This window comes from Colwellia sp. BRX10-3, assembly GCF_014077505.1.
Taxonomy (GTDB): Bacteria; Pseudomonadota; Gammaproteobacteria; order Enterobacterales; family Alteromonadaceae; genus Cognaticolwellia.
The window spans coordinates 76931-95563 of record NZ_JACGWA010000009.1 but is presented as its reverse complement, the minus strand read 5'-3'; the positions used below and the strand labels follow the sequence as shown (position 1 = coordinate 95563).

At 39.3% G+C, this 18633-nt stretch carries 18 protein-coding genes and 1 tRNA gene; 10 read left to right on the top strand and 9 right to left on the bottom strand.

All coding sequences use genetic code 11. The annotated features are described in order from the left end of the window. Positions 1–38 precede the first annotated feature (38 nt). Positions 39–1073: a phosphoserine phosphatase SerB gene (serB, locus tag H4J38_RS13215; RefSeq protein ID WP_310733479.1), complete on the bottom strand. Its 1035-nt coding sequence runs from the start codon at positions 1071–1073 to the stop codon at positions 39–41. A 107-nt stretch (positions 1074–1180) separates the two neighbouring features. Here serB and H4J38_RS13210 point away from each other — a divergent pair, with 107 nt between their 5' ends. Beyond that, positions 1181–1783, top strand: a complete 603-nt coding sequence (locus tag H4J38_RS13210; protein WP_182132337.1) for an AhpA/YtjB family protein — start codon at positions 1181–1183, stop codon at positions 1781–1783. A 1-nt stretch (position 1784) separates the two neighbouring features. Here H4J38_RS13210 and H4J38_RS13205 read toward each other — a convergent pair whose 3' ends face one another. The 4 genes from H4J38_RS13205 to prfC all read right to left on the bottom strand — a co-directional run bounded on the left by H4J38_RS13205 (position 1785) and on the right by prfC (position 7257). After that, positions 1785–2603, bottom strand: coding sequence for a TatD family hydrolase (locus tag H4J38_RS13205; RefSeq protein ID WP_259365517.1), 819 nt, complete (start codon positions 2601–2603; stop codon positions 1785–1787). Positions 2604–2639: 36 nt separating this feature from the next. Then, positions 2640–3755, bottom strand: a complete 1116-nt coding sequence (locus tag H4J38_RS13200; protein WP_182132285.1) for an HDOD domain-containing protein — start codon at positions 3753–3755, stop codon at positions 2640–2642. A 26-nt stretch (positions 3756–3781) separates the two neighbouring features. Further along, positions 3782–5518 (bottom strand): arginine--tRNA ligase, encoded by a 1737-nt coding sequence (argS, locus tag H4J38_RS13195; RefSeq protein WP_182132284.1) that lies wholly within the window; start codon positions 5516–5518, stop codon positions 3782–3784. Between the two features lie 158 nt (positions 5519–5676). Then, complete coding sequence (gene prfC, locus H4J38_RS13190) at positions 5677–7257, bottom strand: peptide chain release factor 3 (protein ID WP_182132283.1); 1581 nt, start codon at positions 7255–7257, stop codon at positions 5677–5679. Between the two features lie 500 nt (positions 7258–7757). Here prfC and napF point away from each other — a divergent pair, with 500 nt between their 5' ends. From napF to H4J38_RS13160, 6 genes are all read left to right on the top strand, one after another. Further along, on the top strand, positions 7758–8261 hold the full coding sequence (napF, locus tag H4J38_RS13185; RefSeq protein ID WP_182132282.1) for a ferredoxin-type protein NapF: 504 nt from the start codon (positions 7758–7760) through the stop codon (positions 8259–8261). Next, complete coding sequence (locus H4J38_RS13180; RefSeq protein WP_182132281.1) at positions 8254–8427, top strand: TIGR02808 family protein; 174 nt, start codon at positions 8254–8256, stop codon at positions 8425–8427. The genes napF and H4J38_RS13180 overlap by 8 nt, the downstream gene beginning before the upstream one ends. A 12-nt stretch (positions 8428–8439) precedes the next feature. Further along, positions 8440–8742, top strand: a complete 303-nt coding sequence (locus H4J38_RS13175) for a chaperone NapD (protein ID WP_182132280.1) — start codon at positions 8440–8442, stop codon at positions 8740–8742. Beyond that, positions 8739–11228, top strand: coding sequence for a nitrate reductase catalytic subunit NapA (gene napA / locus H4J38_RS13170; RefSeq protein WP_182132279.1), 2490 nt, complete (start codon positions 8739–8741; stop codon positions 11226–11228). The genes H4J38_RS13175 and napA overlap by 4 nt, the downstream gene beginning before the upstream one ends. 137 nt (positions 11229–11365) lie before the next feature. Next, a complete protein-coding gene (locus H4J38_RS13165; protein WP_220465552.1) occupies positions 11366–11779 on the top strand; it encodes a nitrate reductase cytochrome c-type subunit in 414 nt (137 codons plus the stop codon). A gap of 26 nt (positions 11780–11805) precedes the next feature. Further along, positions 11806–12381, top strand: a complete 576-nt coding sequence (locus H4J38_RS13160; RefSeq protein WP_182132277.1) for a NapC/NirT family cytochrome c — start codon at positions 11806–11808, stop codon at positions 12379–12381. Between the two features lie 136 nt (positions 12382–12517). Here H4J38_RS13160 and rimI read toward each other — a convergent pair whose 3' ends face one another. From rimI to aceK, 4 genes are all read right to left on the bottom strand, one after another. Then, complete coding sequence (rimI, locus tag H4J38_RS13155; protein ID WP_182132276.1) at positions 12518–12979, bottom strand: ribosomal protein S18-alanine N-acetyltransferase; 462 nt, start codon at positions 12977–12979, stop codon at positions 12518–12520. Then, on the bottom strand, positions 12976–13449 hold the full coding sequence (locus tag H4J38_RS13150; protein ID WP_182132275.1) for a DNA polymerase III subunit psi: 474 nt from the start codon (positions 13447–13449) through the stop codon (positions 12976–12978). Before H4J38_RS13150 ends, rimI begins: the two co-directional genes overlap by 4 nt. 121 nt (positions 13450–13570) lie before the next feature. Continuing rightward, positions 13571–13647, bottom strand: a tRNA-Trp gene (locus H4J38_RS13145). Between the two features lie 125 nt (positions 13648–13772). Then, positions 13773–15515: a bifunctional isocitrate dehydrogenase kinase/phosphatase gene (aceK, locus tag H4J38_RS13140; protein WP_182132274.1), complete on the bottom strand. Its 1743-nt coding sequence runs from the start codon at positions 15513–15515 to the stop codon at positions 13773–13775. Between the two features lie 358 nt (positions 15516–15873). On the opposite strand from aceK, the gene queA reads away from it, so the two are divergent. The 3 genes from queA (at position 15874) to yajC (ending at position 18586) form a co-directional block, all read left to right on the top strand. Continuing rightward, a complete protein-coding gene (gene queA, locus H4J38_RS13135) occupies positions 15874–16932 on the top strand; it encodes a tRNA preQ1(34) S-adenosylmethionine ribosyltransferase-isomerase QueA (RefSeq protein WP_182132273.1) in 1059 nt (352 codons plus the stop codon). A gap of 123 nt (positions 16933–17055) precedes the next feature. Next, positions 17056–18186: a tRNA guanosine(34) transglycosylase Tgt gene (tgt, locus tag H4J38_RS13130; protein ID WP_182132334.1), complete on the top strand. Its 1131-nt coding sequence runs from the start codon at positions 17056–17058 to the stop codon at positions 18184–18186. A gap of 64 nt (positions 18187–18250) precedes the next feature. Beyond that, positions 18251–18586: a preprotein translocase subunit YajC gene (gene yajC / locus H4J38_RS13125; RefSeq protein WP_126669501.1), complete on the top strand. Its 336-nt coding sequence runs from the start codon at positions 18251–18253 to the stop codon at positions 18584–18586. The last annotated feature ends 47 nt before the right edge of the window (positions 18587–18633 follow it).

Below are 18633 nucleotides of genomic sequence, written 5' to 3'. Positions count from 1 at the left end.
AAGTTAGCTAAGCGAAAACTCATTGCCCCATTCTGTCTCTATTTAAGCCAATGTAATAAACAATCTAGACCTGACGTTGTAATGCAGGCATCTGCTTGAGCAAGCACTAATGGCTTAGCATGAAAGGCAACGCCTAAGTGCGCTGCTGCCATCATCACCAAATCGTTAGCGCCATCGCCCATGGCAACCGTTTGTGTTGGCAATATATCGAATTTTTCTTTCAGTTGTAGCAAACAATCGGCTTTTGCTTGTGCGTCAATCACATCACCTAAAACCTTTCCGGTTAACTTATGATTATTGATTTCTAAAACGTTAGCTACGGCGGCGTCAAGTGATAGTATTTGTTTTAAATGATCAGCAAAGTAGGTGAAGCCACCCGAGGCAATGGCAACGCGCCAGTGATGTTTTTTCAGTTCAGCAACTAAGGTTTCTAGGCCTTCCATTAGCGGTATGTTACTCGCAACTTGGGCTAATATATCTTCAGACGCATCTTGAAGTTTAGCCACACGTTGATGCAAACTTTCGCTAAAATCTAGTTGTCCTTGCATGGCTAGTTCGGTAACCGCTGCTACCTCTTCGCCAACACCAGCTAGCGCAGCAATTTCATCAATACATTCAATTTTTATGGTGGTTGAATCCATATCCATCACTAACAAGCCTGGTTTTGAAAGTGTTGGCACATTAAGTAATAAGGCAGATTCAATTTGTTCACTAATATTAAATTTCGCAAGGCGATCACGTGCTTGTTTAATATCCTTTACTTGCACGGCAAATCGGTAGCTTGTTAGGTTGTTGCGAAGATTGATTTTATTTAGGCGGTGCAGGGTTAACTCACACTGGTTAAGTAAATCTACCATGGTATGAAGCTTAACGTCACCGAAGACCACAAGCTCAGGCATTTCTGATAACTGCATTGTGTTTAACGACTGATGAGCATCAAATAAAATAAATGTTTGTTGCGCGTTATCAAAAATAATAGGCATATCGTTTTTGGTCGAGTCGAGAGGTAACCACTGTGTTAAACTTAATTGCTGAATATTAGCTAAAGAAACTGATTTTTTTTCGGTCGTCACGATAATACCTTATTTGAAAAATACGCTTTTAAACGACTGTCCTAGTATAAAAAGTATAAATATGGTTCTATACTGTAGTAATAGAAATGTAGGAAGCAATGCGTTTGATGAAGCAAATAGAACAGCCTTTATACCCTAAATTATCACCGATTTATAATAAAATATTGCAATTAGCTATCGCTATTTTGTTGATTGTATTTTTGATGAATTTTTGGGTGAAAAGTCGCGATGCCCAGCAAATGCAGATTCAAGTGCATGCTAATAAAATGGCCAAGCTGTATTTAGCACAAGCAGCGACAAGTGTTATGCCTTATTTGGTGCAAAAACAAAGCAAGTTACAACAATATACCGATACGTTAGTACTGCAACCATTAGTAAAAAGTGTCCATATTTATGATATTACCGGGCAAAAAATTGCAAGTTCAGAGCAAGCTGAGTCGATTAATGATCTTTTTGGTCTTAGTATCCAAAAAATCAATCAAACTGATAAAGTGATCCCTTTTGTTCAGGAACTGCGCAGTGACAAATTGCATGGGTATATTCGACTATCACTTCATCGTGCTATATTAGTCGATGAGTTGGCAAAAGATAGCCGTTCTCAGTACGATATTATGCGTTTGCTGATGATAGTTGCAGGTGTTATTGGTTTTCTCTTAACACGGGGTTTAAATCGCTTTAGTCGCCAAGGATACAGGCCTCCTAAAAGCTAGTTTACTTTATAACATCAGTTAAATTAGATAAAACAGACTTTATATTAGACTCAAGTGCATGGGCAAGATCTTCTATTGATTCATTACGTATGCTCGCAAGCGATTCAAATATTTTTATGAGTTGTAATGGTGAATTATCTTGGCCCTGAAAACCATACAAGGGCATTGACGGTGCGTCAGTTTCCAATACTAAGCTTTCTAGCGGAAGGCGCTTTACCGCATTTATGGTTTTCTCTGCTCTTGGGTAGGTGATTGTACCGCCGATACCCAACTTAAAGCCTAAATCAATATACTCGCATGCTTGTTGGTAACTACCTGAAAAAGCGTGAATTATACCACCTTTAGTGAGTTTACTCTGTCGAAGCATGGGTACAATATGCTGATGCGACCTTCGATGATGGACAATAATAGGTAAGTGGTGTTTTTTTGCTAAGCTAAGTTGTTGTTCAAAAACCTCAATTTGCAGCGACAAATTATTTTGCTCTTTATCAATAACGCCATCAATACCCGCCTCACCAATAGCTACAATATCATCAATATTATTTTCCACTAAATGTGCTAACACACTTAAGCTATCGCTAGGTAAATCTTTTAGAAACCAAGGATGTATACCTAAACACGGATGAAGTGTTAATTTATTACCTTTGTGGCTTTTAGCTAGTTTTAGTGCTTTATGCCAGTTTTTTGGACCTATGGTAGGTATAACAATATGGTAAATGTTTGCTTGCTGGCATTGTCTAAGTAAGCTGGGTAAATCAGCACTAAAGGCGTCAAAATCAAGATGACAATGGCTGTCAGTAAAGCGCAATGTATTTGCCATCTTCTTCCTTAATTTTACTTTAAATAATATAACAGGTTAAATTAGTTTTTCAGCTCGTTTTGAAAGATTATCAATAACGCCTGCTAATTTATAATGAGCGATAAATTCAGCGTCTGGTGTCTGTTGATGAACAAGGGCATTGGCAAGATAAACCGCTTGCGCGATACCAAAGCTTTTTTGTAAAAGCTTATCAGGTCGATGATGTAAAATAATAGCTTCAATAATGTGGTAAGAAAACCCCCAGATATGCAATAAATAGCCACCAACATGGCAATGGTCACTAGCAAATATTTTATTTTCTAACTCGATATTGTTTTCATTATTAATACGATGCATAAAGAAAGACGCTGTGGATTTTTCATTGATTTCAAACAGCACAACATTACCGATATCGTGCAACAAACCAGCGATCATTGTGTCTTGTTTCAATTCAGGTTTTACCATTGAAGCGGCAAGCTTTGCAGTTGCTAAGCAATGTAACTGTTCTTCCAGTATGGAAAATTTTTTAATTTTTGGCGTATAAGAAAATAGCTCTGCAGTCATCACGATACAACATAGGGTATCAATACCCATTTTAGTAATGGCGTCTCCAATATTCATCATCGGCTTACCACCGGTAGGGAAACTATTATTAGAGAACTGAAGTACTTTGGCTGTTAGTGCTGGGTCTTGTTGTATAATTTGGGCAATTTTCTGTGAGTCGGTATTACTGTCTTTTAAAACTGCATTGAGTTGCATGTATACTTTAGGCGGGCTCGGCAGTGTTTTTATATTGGCGACAGTTTTAACGATAATATCTTTAGTTATTGCCGCGTTATTAACTGCCAATTTAGCCACTGTACTAATGATACTTTTACACTCTATTGGCTGTGCAAAACAATAGTGGGCGCTATTGTTTGCTTTTTGCTCGTTATCCTTAATTAATATGCGAACAATAGTGGGAAACTTTTTCGCTATCATGTCAAATATGATGTTGCCATCATTTTTGTCCACGTTTGATACACATATTACGACAGTAAACTTGTGTTGTGAAAGTGCTGAAATAGCTGAATTTAAGCTGTTTACATGAGCAAACTGAGCTCGAGACTTAAGGAGTTCCTGTTTAAGCTCGAGCAGCTGATTTTCGACATTATCAATGATTAATATTTTCATTTACAGCATATTGTCCCGTCGGTGTTTTACATGCGTTCCATTACATCAATGCCTAGAATGTCTAAGCCTTGTTTTAGGGTATTGGCAATAATGTAGCTCAGTGCTAATCGTGACTGTTTAACGTTAGTAGCAATGTCATCTTTTAATATTGGGCAAGCCTCGTAAAAACTCATATAAAGGCTGGCGAGTTCGTATAAGTAATTGCACAGTAAATTTGGTGTGCATTCACTTATAACAGCGTTAATTACATTTTCTAACTGCAACAACTTCAGTGCAAGTGCTTTTTCTTGTGGCTCGACAATAGTAATAGTTTGTATGTTATCTGCTGAAAAATCCGCTTTGGTAAAAATGCTTTGAATACGCGAATAAGCATATTGTAAGTAGGGTGCAGTTGCTCCTTCAAAACTGAGCATAGTCTTCCAGCTGAAAATATAGTCGCTGGTACGATTTTTAGATAAATCAGCAAATTTAACCGCGCCAATACCTACCTTCTCTGAAATTTCAGTTAAATCGACATCGGTAATATCTGGGTTTTTCTCTTTGATCAATGCTGATGCACGTAAAATGGCTTCATCAAGTAATTCAGCAAGTTTAATCGTGCCACCCGTACGCGTTTTAAAAGGCGTACCGTCGTCACCCATCATCATACCAAATGGGCAATGATCATAACCGACATGCTCAGGTAAGAAACCGGCTTTACGGGCAACGATTTCAACTTGCTTAAAGTGCAAGGCTTGACGAGCGTCAGTAAAAATAATAATTCGGTCGGCTTTTAATTCACCAACACGGTAGCGACAAGCAGAAAGATCGGTCGTGGCATATAAGTACCCACCCCCCGACTTTTGTACGATAAATACCGATGGGTCGCCGTCTTTGTTAGCCATTTCGTTAATAAAAACAACTTTAGCACCTTGGTCTTCAACGGCAATTTTTTGTGCCATCAATTCATCAATCACGTTTGATAAATCATCGTTGTAAGCACTTTCGCCCATAATGTCTTTACGCGCTAAGGTGACATTAAGTTTTTTATATATGTCTTCACTGTGGCTAATTGAAATATTAATAAACTGTTGCCAAAGCGTTGCACAATGTGTGTCGCCACTTTGCAGTTTTACTACGTAGTCACGGGCGCGATCAGCAAAACCGTCTTCATTATCAAAACGTACTTTTGCTTCACGATAGAAGTTCTCTAAATCCGACAGGGCAGTTTCGGCCACTTCATTAGAAGCTAATTTATCGCTTAAATGAGCTAATAACATACCAAACTGCGTGCCCCAATCACCCATGTGATTTTGACGGATAACATGTTCACCACGAAACTCAAGTGCGCGCACAACAGCATCACCAATAATGGTTGAGCGTAAATGCCCTACGTGCATTTCTTTTGCTAAGTTAGGTGCAGAATAATCGACCACAACGTTTTGCGGCTTTTCTGACTGGTTTACACCTAAGTTTTCGTCATTTGATATTTGATTTAATTGTTCGGCTAACCAATTTTTGTCTAAATGAATATTAATAAAACCAGGGCCGGCTAATTCAACTTTCTCAGCAATGCCTGCCAAGTCGAGAGCATCAACCACTTTGGTTGCCAATTCGCGAGGATTAGTTTTTAACTTTTTAGCTGCACCCATAACGCCATTTGCTTGGTAGTCGCCAAAATTTGCTCGGCTAGATAAACTTATCGCAGGGTTTGTGCCTTCAGGTAAACCTGCCGCCGTCATGGCAAGCTTAACTTTTTCACTCAGGATGTTACTAATATTCATTTAAATTAACTCTTCTTCAATTAAAGGCTCAAGTATGTGGCATTAACTTGAGTAAATAAGCCTAATGTTTTCATCAGGCTTATAGGTAAATTACGTGATTGATTTTTGCTTGTCATTAACTACTTGTCATCAATTACATTAAATTAATCTGCTGGAGATTAATGTTCACGTGTTTTGTGAAACTTAATATCTGGGTGACGTTCTTGCGCTAGGCTCAAGTTAACCATAGTAGGGGCGATGTAAGTCAGATTATTACCGCCATCAAGTGCTAGGTTATCGTAGGCTTTCTTTTCAAATTGCTCCAATGTGCGCTCATTATCACAAGTACACCAACGGGCAGTGGCTACGCTGATAGGTTCGTAAATAGCATCAACCTTGTATTCAGTTCTTAAGCGTTGTACTACTACTTCAAACTGCAATACTCCGACAGCACCAACAATCATATCGTTCGAGTTGAAAGGTCTAAATACTTGCACAGCACCTTCTTCTGATAACTGGATCAGGCCTTTTTGTAGTTGTTTAGCTTTAAGAGGATCGCGTAAACGAATACGGCGAAACATTTCCGGTGCAAAGTTTGGAATACCACTAAATTTCATATCTTCGCCAGCGGTAAAGGTATCGCCAATTTGAATGCTACCGTGGTTATGTAAGCCGATAATATCGCCGGCATAAGCTTGCTCAACATTAGAGCGGTCACCGGCCATAAAGGTTACGGCGTCAGCAATTCTTACATCTTTACCGATGCGCACTTGTTTCATTTTCATGCCTTTTTCATATTTGCCTGAACAAATACGCATGAAAGCAATGCGGTCACGATGTTTAGGATCCATATTGGCTTGAATTTTAAAAACAAAACCAGAGAACTTTTCTTCTTCAGCTCTAACAATTCGAGTATCGGTTTCGCGCGGCAATGGTTTTGGCGCCCAACGTGTTAAACCGTTAAGCATATGGTCAACACCAAAGTTGCCCAATGCGGTACCAAAAAATACAGGTGTGAGTTCACCCTTTAAAAATTCTTCATGATTAAATTCATGTGAAGCACCGACAACAAGCTCTAACTCTTCACGAAAATCTTCAGCGTAGTTACCAATAATCGTATCTAGCTCTGGATTATCTATGCCTTTAATGACACGTTTTTCTTGAATAGTATGACCTTGACCTGTTTGATATAAGAATATCTCATCAGTTAAAATGTTATAGACACCTTTAAATTCTTTACCCATGCCTATTGGCCAAGTAATAGGTGCACATTTAATTTTTAGTACATCTTCAACTTCATCCATCACTTCCATTGGGTCGCGTACATCGCGGTCCATTTTATTCATGAAGGTAATAATTGGTGTGTCACGCAGGCGAGTAACTTCCATTAATTTAATGGTCCGCGCTTCTACACCTTTAGCGACATCGATAACCATCAGGCATGAGTCGACGGCTGTTAACGTACGATAAGTATCTTCTGAGAAGTCTTCATGACCCGGTGTGTCGAGTAAATTGACTAAACAATTGTCATAGGGAAATTGCATTACAGAAGTGGTAATTGATATACCACGTTCTTTTTCCATTTCCATCCAGTCAGATTTTGCATGTTGCCCCGACTTTTTACCTTTTACGGTACCGGCTTTTTGTAAAGCTTGACCAAAAAGTAACACCTTTTCAGTGATCGTCGTTTTACCCGCATCAGGGTGACTAATAATAGCGAAGGTGCGTCGAAGATCGACTTCCTGCTGTTGTACAGACATGCAAATTACCCGTTTTAAAGTGGATGAAAAATAATTTAAGTTAAATTTTAAAGCGCAACATTATAGCGAAAACAAGTGCGAAGGGCAGTAACAATATCTTGTATTCTCATTTTAATTTCAATCTTTTACCTCGATAGTTAAAGGTTCCTGCCATGAAGTGCTTAATTTAAACAATAATAGTGAGTATTTCAGCTCATGATGCACTTTAAAGTAAGGGGGAATAAGTCGTTACTATGTAAAAATAATTCAAAAATTATTTAAATGTACACAGCTAAAATGAAAATAATTTTGCCTGGTTAATTTCTAATTTTATCTTAGCGTTATTCATTTTTACCTTATTCAAGGTTTTATCTATTAAGTACAAGAAAAACTTGATTTGCATCAAGTAACGCGCTGATTAGATGCTGTATCGTCAGTTAATAATGTTGGTATGTGATCTATGTCACTTAATTAACTTGGTAAAAATGTAGTTGTTTTATCTTTTCAGGTAAAGGGGATTTATGGTTGATTTAAGCCGTCGTAACTTTATGCGAGCCAAGCATGTTTCTAAACCGCCAGCGATTAGATTACCTTGGATCGTGGACGAAAAGTTATTTACTCAAGGCTGCACGCAATGTGGCGACTGCCTTGACGCTTGTGAGGAACACATCATTATTAAAGGTGATGGTGGTTTTCCAGAAATTAATTTTTATGCTGGCGAATGTACATTTTGTCAACAATGTGTAAAGGCCTGTAAAGAGCCGTTATTCAAACTTTTGGACGCTGTCCCTTGGCAGTTAACTATTGAAATTGAAGCAAGTTGCTTAGCTAAAAAGCAGGTGCATTGCCAAGTTTGTCAAGATAGTTGCGAACCACAAGCTATTAAATTTAATTATTTTCATGGCAGCGTACCTCAGCCTGAAATAGCGCTGGCAGATTGTACACGTTGCGGTGCATGTGTAGCGGTTTGTCCGGAATCAGCGATTAAAATATCAACAGTTTTACCAGGAGTAAGTCATGAGTGATTTAGAGCAACTAATATGGAATATTTTGGGCTACAGCTCAATGCCATTGATATTTCTTTTTGGCTTTATCGCCACAGCCTTAGTCGCGGTTATTATTTTAAAAATATTTGGCGGCAAGCCTGCAGCCGTACTTGAGCATTCAGCAGAAGCAAACGAAAAATTATAAGAGGGCAAAAATGTGATTAATCTTTTAGAAGAAAGCCCAGTAAATATTGCCGGAGTTATGTTTATGGCTTACCCAGACAAAGCGGATAAAGTTGCTGATGATTTGCAAGCATTTCCTGGTGCTGAAATACATGCAACTGGCGAAAATGGCAGTTTGGTTTTCACCGTAGAAGGCCTTGAAGGAGAAACCAATCCTGCCAAACGCATCATAGATACCATTACAGACATGAGCAATGTGTCAGGTGTTATCTCATCATCACTAATATTTCATCATAACGATGCCGGTTTGCCACAGCATCAGGGGAAAGCATTATGACGTTAACTCGACGTGACTTTATTAAAGCTAATGCTATTGCTGCCACGGCTGTTGCCGCAGGTGTTGCGATCCCTGCGTCAGCGACTAACTTGATCACAAAATCGTCACAAAGCACGATTAAGTGGGATAAAGCCCCTTGTCGTTTTTGTGGCACGGGTTGTAGTGTATTAGTCGGTACTCAACATGGCAAAGTGGTGGCAACACAGGGCGATCCAGAGGCAGAAGTTAATAAAGGCTTGAACTGTATAAAAGGCTATTTTTTATCGAAAATTATGTACGGTAAAGACCGATTAACTCAACCATTATTAAGAATGACTGATGGTGAATACGATAAAGAAGGCGACTTTACGCCGGTAAGCTGGGACAAAGCCTTTGATGTTATGGCTGATAAGTTTAAAGCAGCGATTAAGAAAAAAGGCCCAACCTCGGTGGGTATGTTTGGCTCAGGGCAGTGGACGGTTTGGGAAGGCTATGCCGCCTCTAAGTTAATGAAAGCAGGCTTTTTAACCAATAATATCGACCCGAATGCGCGTCATTGCATGGCCTCTGCTGTTGGTGGCTTTATGCGTACCTTTGGTATCGACGAGCCGATGGGCTGTTACGACGATTTAGAAAATGCCGATGCCTTTGTACTTTGGGGCTCAAATATGGCGGAAATGCATCCTATTTTGTGGTCACGACTCACCGATCGTCGTTTAAGTGCACCACACGTTAAAGTAAATGTTTTATCGACGTACAAGCATCGTAGTTTTGAGCTTGCCGATAATGGCATGATCTTCACACCGCAAACCGATTTGGCTATTTTGAATTTTATCGCTAATTACATTATTCAAAATAATGCCGTCAATGAAGACTTCATGAAAAAACACGTTAATGTTCGTGAAGGCGTTACTGATATCGGCTATGGCTTACGTCCAACACATCCATTAGAAAAAGCGGCCAAAAATGCCGGTAGTGGTGCTTCGAAACCCATGACTTTTGAAGCTTATGCTAAGTTTGTTAGTACCTACACAGTTGAGTCTGTTTCAAAATTATCTGGTGTGCCAGAAGCGAACTTAATTGAAATGGCGAAATTATACGCAGATCCAAAAGTGAAAGTAACCTCATTTTGGACCATGGGCTTTAACCAACATACCCGTGGTGTTTGGGCTAATAATTTAATGTACAACGTGCATTTGTTAACCGGTAAGATTTCTGAACCGGGTAACAGTCCGTTTTCATTAACAGGACAACCTTCGGCCTGTGGTACCGCTCGTGAAGTAGGGACATTCTCCCATCGTTTACCGGCTGATTTACAAGTTGCAAACCCCAAACATAGGGCTATAGCTGAAAAAATCTGGCAGTTGCCTGAAGGTACTATTCCACCTAAACCTGGTTATCATGCGGTATTACAAAATCGGATGTTAAAAGATGGTGAACTTAATGCTTACTGGGTTATGTGTAATAACAATATGCAAGCAGCGCCAAATATCAATGAAGAAGCGATCCCTGGCTATCGTAACCCAGAAAATTTTATTGTTGTGTCAGACCCTTACCCAACGGTAACCGCGCAAGCTGCTGATTTAATTTTACCTACCGCGATGTGGGTAGAAAAAGAAGGTGCCTACGGTAATGCCGAACGCAGAACACAATTTTGGCATCAACAAGTGAATGCGCCAGGCGATGCGCGTTCAGACTTATGGCAATTGGTTGAGTTTTCTAAACGTTTTAAAGTTGAAGAAGTGTGGCCAGAAGAGTTAATTGCAAAACAACCTGCGCTTCGCGGTAAAACGTTATACGACGTGCTATACGCTAATGGCAAAGTGAATAAGTTCCCGATGAGTGAGTCAAAAGGCGATACCAATTTTGAAGGTGATGCTTTTGGTTTTTATATTCAAAAAGGTTTGTTTGAAGAATATGCTGAATTCGGTCGCGGCCATGGTCACGATTTAGCGCCGTTTGACCGATATCACGAAGAGCGTGGTTTAAGGTGGCCCGTGGTCAACGGTAAAGAAACTAAGTGGCGCTTCAGAGAAGGCCATGATCCATACGTTGAAAAAGGTAGTGAAGTGCAGTTTTATGGTCACAAAGATAATAAAGCGGTTATTTTTGCTCTGCCTTATGAACCACCAGCGGAATCGCCAGATGAAGAATACAACTTATGGCTTAGTACCGGACGGGTACTTGAACATTGGCATTCAGGTTCCATGACGTCGCGAGTACCTGAACTGCATAAAGCTTTTCCTGATGCGGTGATTTTTATGCATCCTGATGACGCAAGAGATCGTGGTTTACGCCGAGGCGATAAGGTTTTAATGGCGTCTCGCCGAGGAGAGGTTGAGTCACGTGTTGAAACAAGAGGCCGTAACCGACCACCGAAAGGGTTAGTGTTTATGCCGTGGTTTGACGCTAAGCAGCTAGTGAATAAGTTAACTTTAGATGCAACTGATCCACTATCAAAACAAACTGATTATAAAAAGTGTGCGGTCAAAGTAACTAAAGCTTAAAGCCAACCTTGACGAATTAATGCATCGATAATGTTGATACTTGATACTTGATGCAGTGGAGAGAGTAAATGAAATTATTACCTTTATTAGTTGCCATTACTGCATGTGTAGCTACGTGTGCGGTTACGTTCGCTACTATGTCTAGCACAATGGCGCAAGAAACGGTAAATACAGGTGGTTTAGCCACTATTCGCGGGGCTGCAACTATTGATGAAACCCGTCCAGCTGAAAAACTAAAGCGTGTTATTAAGGACAAAAATCCAATCGCGCGTAATTATGTGCATCAACCACCCGTTATACCTCATCAAATACGAGGTTATCGCGTCGATTTAAACAGTAATAAGTGCTTGAACTGCCATAGTTGGAAATATGCCGCAGAAACCGGTGCAACGAAAATTAGCTTAACGCATTATGAAACACGTGACGGTAAAACCTTATCTGATGTTTCTCCTCGTCGTTATTTTTGCTTGCAATGTCATGTTACACAAGCTGATGCAGCGCCTCTGGTTGATAACACCTTTGAGCCTGTTGAATCATTGGGTCATGAGTAAATAATTGCAAAATATAGGAGGTTAAAATGCTAAAGAATTTGTGGATGTTTTTAAAGTCACCCAATAGTGCTGCTTTGTGGTTTATTTTAGCTATTGGTTTTGCCGGTGGAGTTATTTTCTGGGGTGGTTTTAACACAGCTTTAGAGGTAACGAATACCGAAGAGTTTTGTATTAGTTGTCATGAAATGCAAGACAATGTGTATGAGGAATATCGTGAAACTATTCATTACGCTAATCGCTCGGGTGTGCGAGCTACTTGCCCTGATTGTCATGTACCTAAAAAATGGACGGATAAAATAGTGCGTAAAATTGCCGCAAGTAAAGAAGTTTGGGGTATGTTAACCGGCGTTATAGATACCCGTGAAGAGTTTGTTGATCATCGTCGCTCTATGGCTGAGCGTGAGTGGAAACGTATGAAAGCCAATGACTCACTAGAATGTCGTAACTGTCATAATTTTGAGTATATGGACTTTTCCGAGCAAGGTAATCGTAGTGTGAAGATGCACTCCGACGCCTTGGCATCAGGTGAGAAAACCTGTATCGATTGCCATAAAGGCATCGCTCATCAGTTACCTGATATGAAAGGGGTTGAAAACTGGTAGTTATGCTCAACTGTAGTGATGTATTGAGCAGTAAAAATAGTGAGTAGTAAAAAAGCAAACCATTAGGTTTGCTTTTTAATAGCTACAATATGCTTACATATCGAATATATATCTGCTGTTAGAAACTAGGGTTTGATCAGAGTTTTTTTGACATCACTATGGCGTCTTCGTAACCAAAGCCACTATTACTTGGGTAATAACCTGTTCTTCGTGATATTTCAGTAAAACCTTGATTAATATAAAGCATTTGTGCACTGATGTTTTTTGCTCGCACTTCGAGGAAAATACTTGTGGTTGCTAGTTTTTTACAGTGTTCGAAGAACTGCAATAACAGTGCTTTACCGAAACCTTTACCTTGTTGTGATGGCGCAACACAAACATCCATTAAAGTTGATTCACCGGCTACGTGCTCACCAACATAAAAGCCGACTACGATATTGTCGACCGTCAGATATTCACCAAAATATCGACCTTCAATGCAACTGCGAAAAGTTTTTTCACTCCATGGGTGTGGATGGCAAGCAACTTCAATTTCCATAAGTTGTGCAACTATATCCTGATCAACAGGCTTGAAGATTGTGTTTGCTTTAATTGTCATGATGAGCTTAAAGGTCCTATTGATTGCCACAAAGATTTTTTTAATTCAGGTGAGTTGGCCAGCGTTGTTAAATCGGGTGTTTTTAAGCAGTTATGCTTAAATTCAATATTTTTATTTGCTGTGAATTGCCAATTAATGATGCCTAGATCTATCTGATTATGCGCAATGGATAAATCGGCACTGCTTGCACCGATACTGCTTATAATATCTTTAAATAGCTGATGCTTAAGTAGTGTCTTGAGATCTAAAGCAATATTTTTATTGTGTAGTGTTTGTTGAGCTGTATCTTGCTCTGGTGAAGATGAAGATTGCGGGGTAACAGCATTTATTGAGTCGTTAGCTTGCTCAGTATTTTGAACCGTCTCAGAAGATTCAGCTGACAATGAGTTTTGGCCAGGTAATCCCCGCCTTTGCCAAACCGTAATACCCATGGCTTGTAATAAATCAAATTGTCTTTTGTTAATGCTCATATCATTTCAGGTATGGTTAAAATCACAGTTATCATGACAGAGTTTTTAAATAGGAAAAACTAGAATTTTAAAAATAGTCTAAATAGAAACAATATAATTGGAATAACACAAGAAAGGAAAATGGCAGGGGTGGAGAGATTCGAACTCCCAACCGTCGGTTTTGGAGACCGCTGTTCTACCAATTGGAACTACACCCCTGCAACAGATTCGAATTATACTGATGCCAAGCTAAAGGTAAAGCGCAAATTTCAAAAAAATGACTGTTCGCCTAAATAAACAGCATTTGTGCTAGTTTTAACCGGTTTAATTTACCCTTTGTTGGTTTATTGCTCAGTACTGGTTGTTTTCCAATAACAAAAACGTGATTTTTCTGGGTAAGGGTAAACATCGGCAAAAACACCTTTAGCAACTCTGGCTTGACAGGCCTGCCAATATTTTGCTTCAAGTAAGTTAGCATGATGACGAAGAAAAGCTTGTCGATAGCGATTGTTGGCTAGAGCAAATGTGGCAATTTCTTCTGGAAACACATCACCAGGCGCAACAGAATACCATGGCTCAGCTGCGTAAATTTGCTCTTCTGTTACCGCTTCAGGCTTAACGCGAAAATTAACTTCATTCATATAAGTAATTTCATCGTAGTCATAAAAAATAACCCGTCCATGACGAGTTACGCCAAAATTTTTCAACAACATGTCACCTGGGAATATATCTGCGGCAATTAGTTGTTTAATGGCTTTACCGTAGCCGTACATAGCATTGTCGATTTCATCATCATTGGCTTTTGCTAAGTATAAATTTAGCGGGGTCATTTTACGCTCAATGTACATATGTTTAATAATCACCAGATCATTTTCGTATCTTAACAATGAAGGAGCCACGGTATTTAGCTCTTCGAGTAGTTCGGCTGAAAAGCGCTGCTGAGGAAAGGCAACTTCCGAATATTCCATGGTATCAGCCATTCGACCAACCCGGTCATGCAATTTAACTAAGCGATATTTGCCTTTAACATCTGCTCGGGTCATATTTTTACTCGGGGAAAACTTATCTTTAATAATTTTAAAAACATAAGGGTATGACGGCAGCATAAATACCGACATCACCATACCTTTGATCCCTGGTGCTAACTCAAGCTTGTCGTCACTGTTATCCAAGTGATTTAAAAAATCACGATAAAACTGGGTTTTACCTTGTTTGTGAAAACCAATGGCAGAATATAAGTCGGCACTTGTTTTATGTGGAATTAATCGATTAAGAAAATCAACTAAAGCATGGGGGTGCTGACAATCTACAAAGAAATAAGCACGAGCAAAACCAAAAACCACCGCCATATGCTCACCTTCGGTAATCAAGGCATCAATAAAAAAACCGTCTTTTTCAGTATTTAATAGCGAAATAATAAATGGTGTTTCACCACCAGGGGATATAACCCGGCCAATAATATAAGCGCCTTTATTACGGTAGAAAACAGAATCTAAAATGTCGAATTGTAAATCAGACAACTGATAGAGGGTTTTATCTGCTTGTTGGCGAAATTTGGCTATTAGAATATTGATATCTTTTTTCAAATGCGTAAAGGGCACTGAAAAATTTTGGCTATCCATAATATTATTAATGGTTTGAAACAAGCCATGTTCAGCAGGAAAGTAACTGGTGAATATTTTTGGTGTGGGTAATTTGTCTAAGCGTGTTGCAGTTGATTGCACGAAAATATAGGCGTTATGATAATATTTGCGCTCAAATAAGTGGCAAAATATTGAATTGTAAAAACTCTCAGCTAACTCGGGTTGTGGGTGTTTGCTCAGTAGTTCAATATAGCAAGTTTTAACTGTTTGCCAAAGCTTGTCATCGAGCGCATTGATGCAAAAATCTTGCTTGATAGTGGCCAATGTTTCTTCTATGCGTTGGTCGTAAAAATCTGTACGCGCTTTAGCAGCGATTTGAATGTCTTTCCAGCGATGTTGCTCAAAGCGCTGTTTTGCCGTTTGTGTAATTTCACTATAAAGGTAAATATGTCGCTCAAAACCATTGATGATGGTTTTTGCGATGGCGAAAGCAAGATTTTTCATTAGTTTACCTAGCAAGGTTGTTTGATTTTAGCATACGTCAAAATGAATGTTTTGGGTGATTATTTTTAAACTATAGTCGCTATTTATAATCGTGATAGCGCTTAGGGGGTAAGCTATATTCCTGCAATAATCCAAGTTCAGCTTCCTATGAGCAAGCCGATAAAGGGTTTTCTCCTGCGTTATGGATTTCGACAATATAACCATTATTCTCTTCGACCCATGTCCGATACCAAACCCTTTCTCAACTTGCTGAAGTTTGCAACTTGAAGTGCAGTGGGTATACAAGTTAATGCTTGCTATTCGTGCCGTGCAGCACTAAAATTACGCGTTTTTTATTCTTTGAACTAGTTAATTTACCATGCGCGTTGCTGATTTTTCATTTGATTTACCCGAAGAGCTAATTGCTCGATATCCAAAAGCTAACCGTTCTGCGAGCCGTTTAATGACGTTAAATGGCAACGATGGTGTGCGCAAAGATGAAACATTTACAGACCTTATTGCCCATGTTGAAGCGGGAGACTTGTTAGTATTTAACAATACGCGAGTTATTCCAGCACGCATGTTTGGTCAAAAAGCCAGTGGTGGTAAGTTAGAGGTGTTAGTTGAACGTTTACTAGACGAACATCGCGTATTAGCGCACATTCGTTGCAGTAAGTCGCCAAAGCCGGGTAGTGAAATACTATTAGAAGGTAAAGTTAAAGCCACTATGGTGGCAAGGCATGACGCTTTGTTTGAGCTTGAATTTCAGGGTGAACAATCGGTGTTATCAATATTAGATGAAGTTGGTCATATGCCATTACCTCCTTATATTGACCGACCTGATGAAGACAGTGATCGTGAACGTTATCAAACGGTTTATAATGAAAAGCCGGGTGCTGTAGCAGCACCAACAGCAGGTTTGCATTTTGATGATGAATTAATGACGCAACTTAAAGCCAAAGGTGTAGATTTTGCCTTTGTGACTTTGCATGTCGGTGCTGGCACATTTCAACCTGTAAAGGTTGATGAAATTGCCGACCATATAATGCATGCAGAATATGTTGAAGTACCACCAAGTGTTGTGGTGCAAATTGAACAAACTAAGGCTAATGGCGGAAAAGTTATTGCTGTGGGTACTACGTCAGTACGGTCACTAGAAAGTGCTGCGAAAATAGCTAAAGAACAAGGTAAAAATTTTAGTGAGTTTTATGGTGACACCGATATTTTTATCACCCCAGGTTATGAGTTTCAAATTGTTGATGCCTTAATTACTAATTTTCACTTATCTGAATCAACCTTGTTGATGTTAGTGAGTGCATTTGCTGGCTACGAAAATATTATGGCTGCCTATCAACATGCGGTTGCGCAGCAGTATCGCTTTTTTAGTTATGGTGATGCGATGTTGTTGACGAAAAAAGATTTAAATACTGGCCAGTAAAATATACTGACTAGAGAAAATAGTAGTTGGCTAGAATTCTAGTCGCTAAAACGAAAAAGCTACTAGCCTGTTTCGCTAGTGGGCGAAGGATATAATATGACAGAGAAAACAGAAAAAAACGCTATGCAGTTTGAATTACTGACGACAGACGGGAAAGCTCGTCGTGGTCGCTTAACCTTTGATCGTGGCTCAGTTGAAACCCCTGCATTTATGCCAGTGGGTACTTACGGCACAGTAAAAGGTATGAAAACCGAAGAAGTTGCTCAAACCGGTGCAGAAATTTTGCTTGGTAACACTTTTCATTTAATGCTGCGTCCAGGTACTGAAATTATCGAACAGCACGGTGGCTTACATGGTTTCATGAATTGGGATAAGCCGATCTTAACTGACTCTGGCGGCTTCCAAGTTTTTAGTTTAGGCAAAATGCGCAAAATTACCGAAGAAGGTGTTAAGTTTAGTTCGCCAGTGAACGGTGAAAAAATTATGCTAACACCTGAACGTTCAATGGAAGTTCAGAACAGTTTAGGCTCAGACATTGTCATGATCTTTGATGAATGTACGCCTTATCCTGCTAGCCACGAAGAATCAAAAGTGTCAATGGAACTTTCATTACGTTGGGCACAGCGCTCAAAAGATGCCCATGAAGGTAATTTAAACGCTTTGTTTGGTATTGTTCAAGGCGGCATGTATGAAGATTTACGTGAAGTATCAGTTAATGGTTTAACCAGTATTGGCTTTGATGGCTATGCTATTGGTGGTTTATCGGTAGGTGAGCCAAAAGAAGATATGATTCGAATATTAGATCATACTGCGCCCTTGATACCGGAAAATAAACCCCGATATCTTATGGGAGTAGGCAAACCTGAAGACTTAGTTGAAGGTGTGCGACGTGGTATTGATATGTTCGATTGTGTAATGCCAACACGTAACGCCCGTAACGGCCATTTATTTGTTACTAACGGTGTTATTAAAATTAGAAACGCACGTCACAAAACGGATACTGGCCCATTAGATCCTGAATGTGATTGTTATACTTGTAAAAATTATTCGCGCGCTTATTTACATCATTTAGATAAATGTAATGAAATTTTAGGTTCGCAATTAAATACCATGCATAATTTACGTTTTTACCAACGTGTAATGCAAGGATTGCGCGATGCTATAGAGCAAGGCAAACTAGATGAGTTTGTTGCTGACTTTTATGCACTACGCGATTTACCTGTCCCGCCAATGGCAGACAGTGAAGCAGAATAAAAGATTCACAGGTTTAATTCACCATTTTATAAAAATCAATCAGAAAAAATAACAAGAGGTATTTATGAGTTTATTTATTAGTCAAGCCCACGCTGCTGCAGGTCCCGCTCAAGGGGCAGACGGTATGTCAATGTTAATTATGCTAGCGGTATTTGGTTTAGTGTTTTATTTTATGATTTATCGTCCGCAAGCTAAGCGTGTGAAAGAGCATAAAAGTTTGATGTCTGAATTATCAAAAGGTGACGAAGTGCTAACACAAGGCGGCATTGTTGGTAAAATTGTTAAAGTTTCAGATGAAAAAGATTTTATTGTAGTAAGCATAGCTGAAGGTACTGAAGTAACAGTACAAAAAGGCGCAATTAATGCTGTATTACCTAAAGGTACAATGAAGTCTCTATAATGAGATTTTGTTGGCTTTTTTCGCTATAGCGGTTTTGAAAGTGTGTA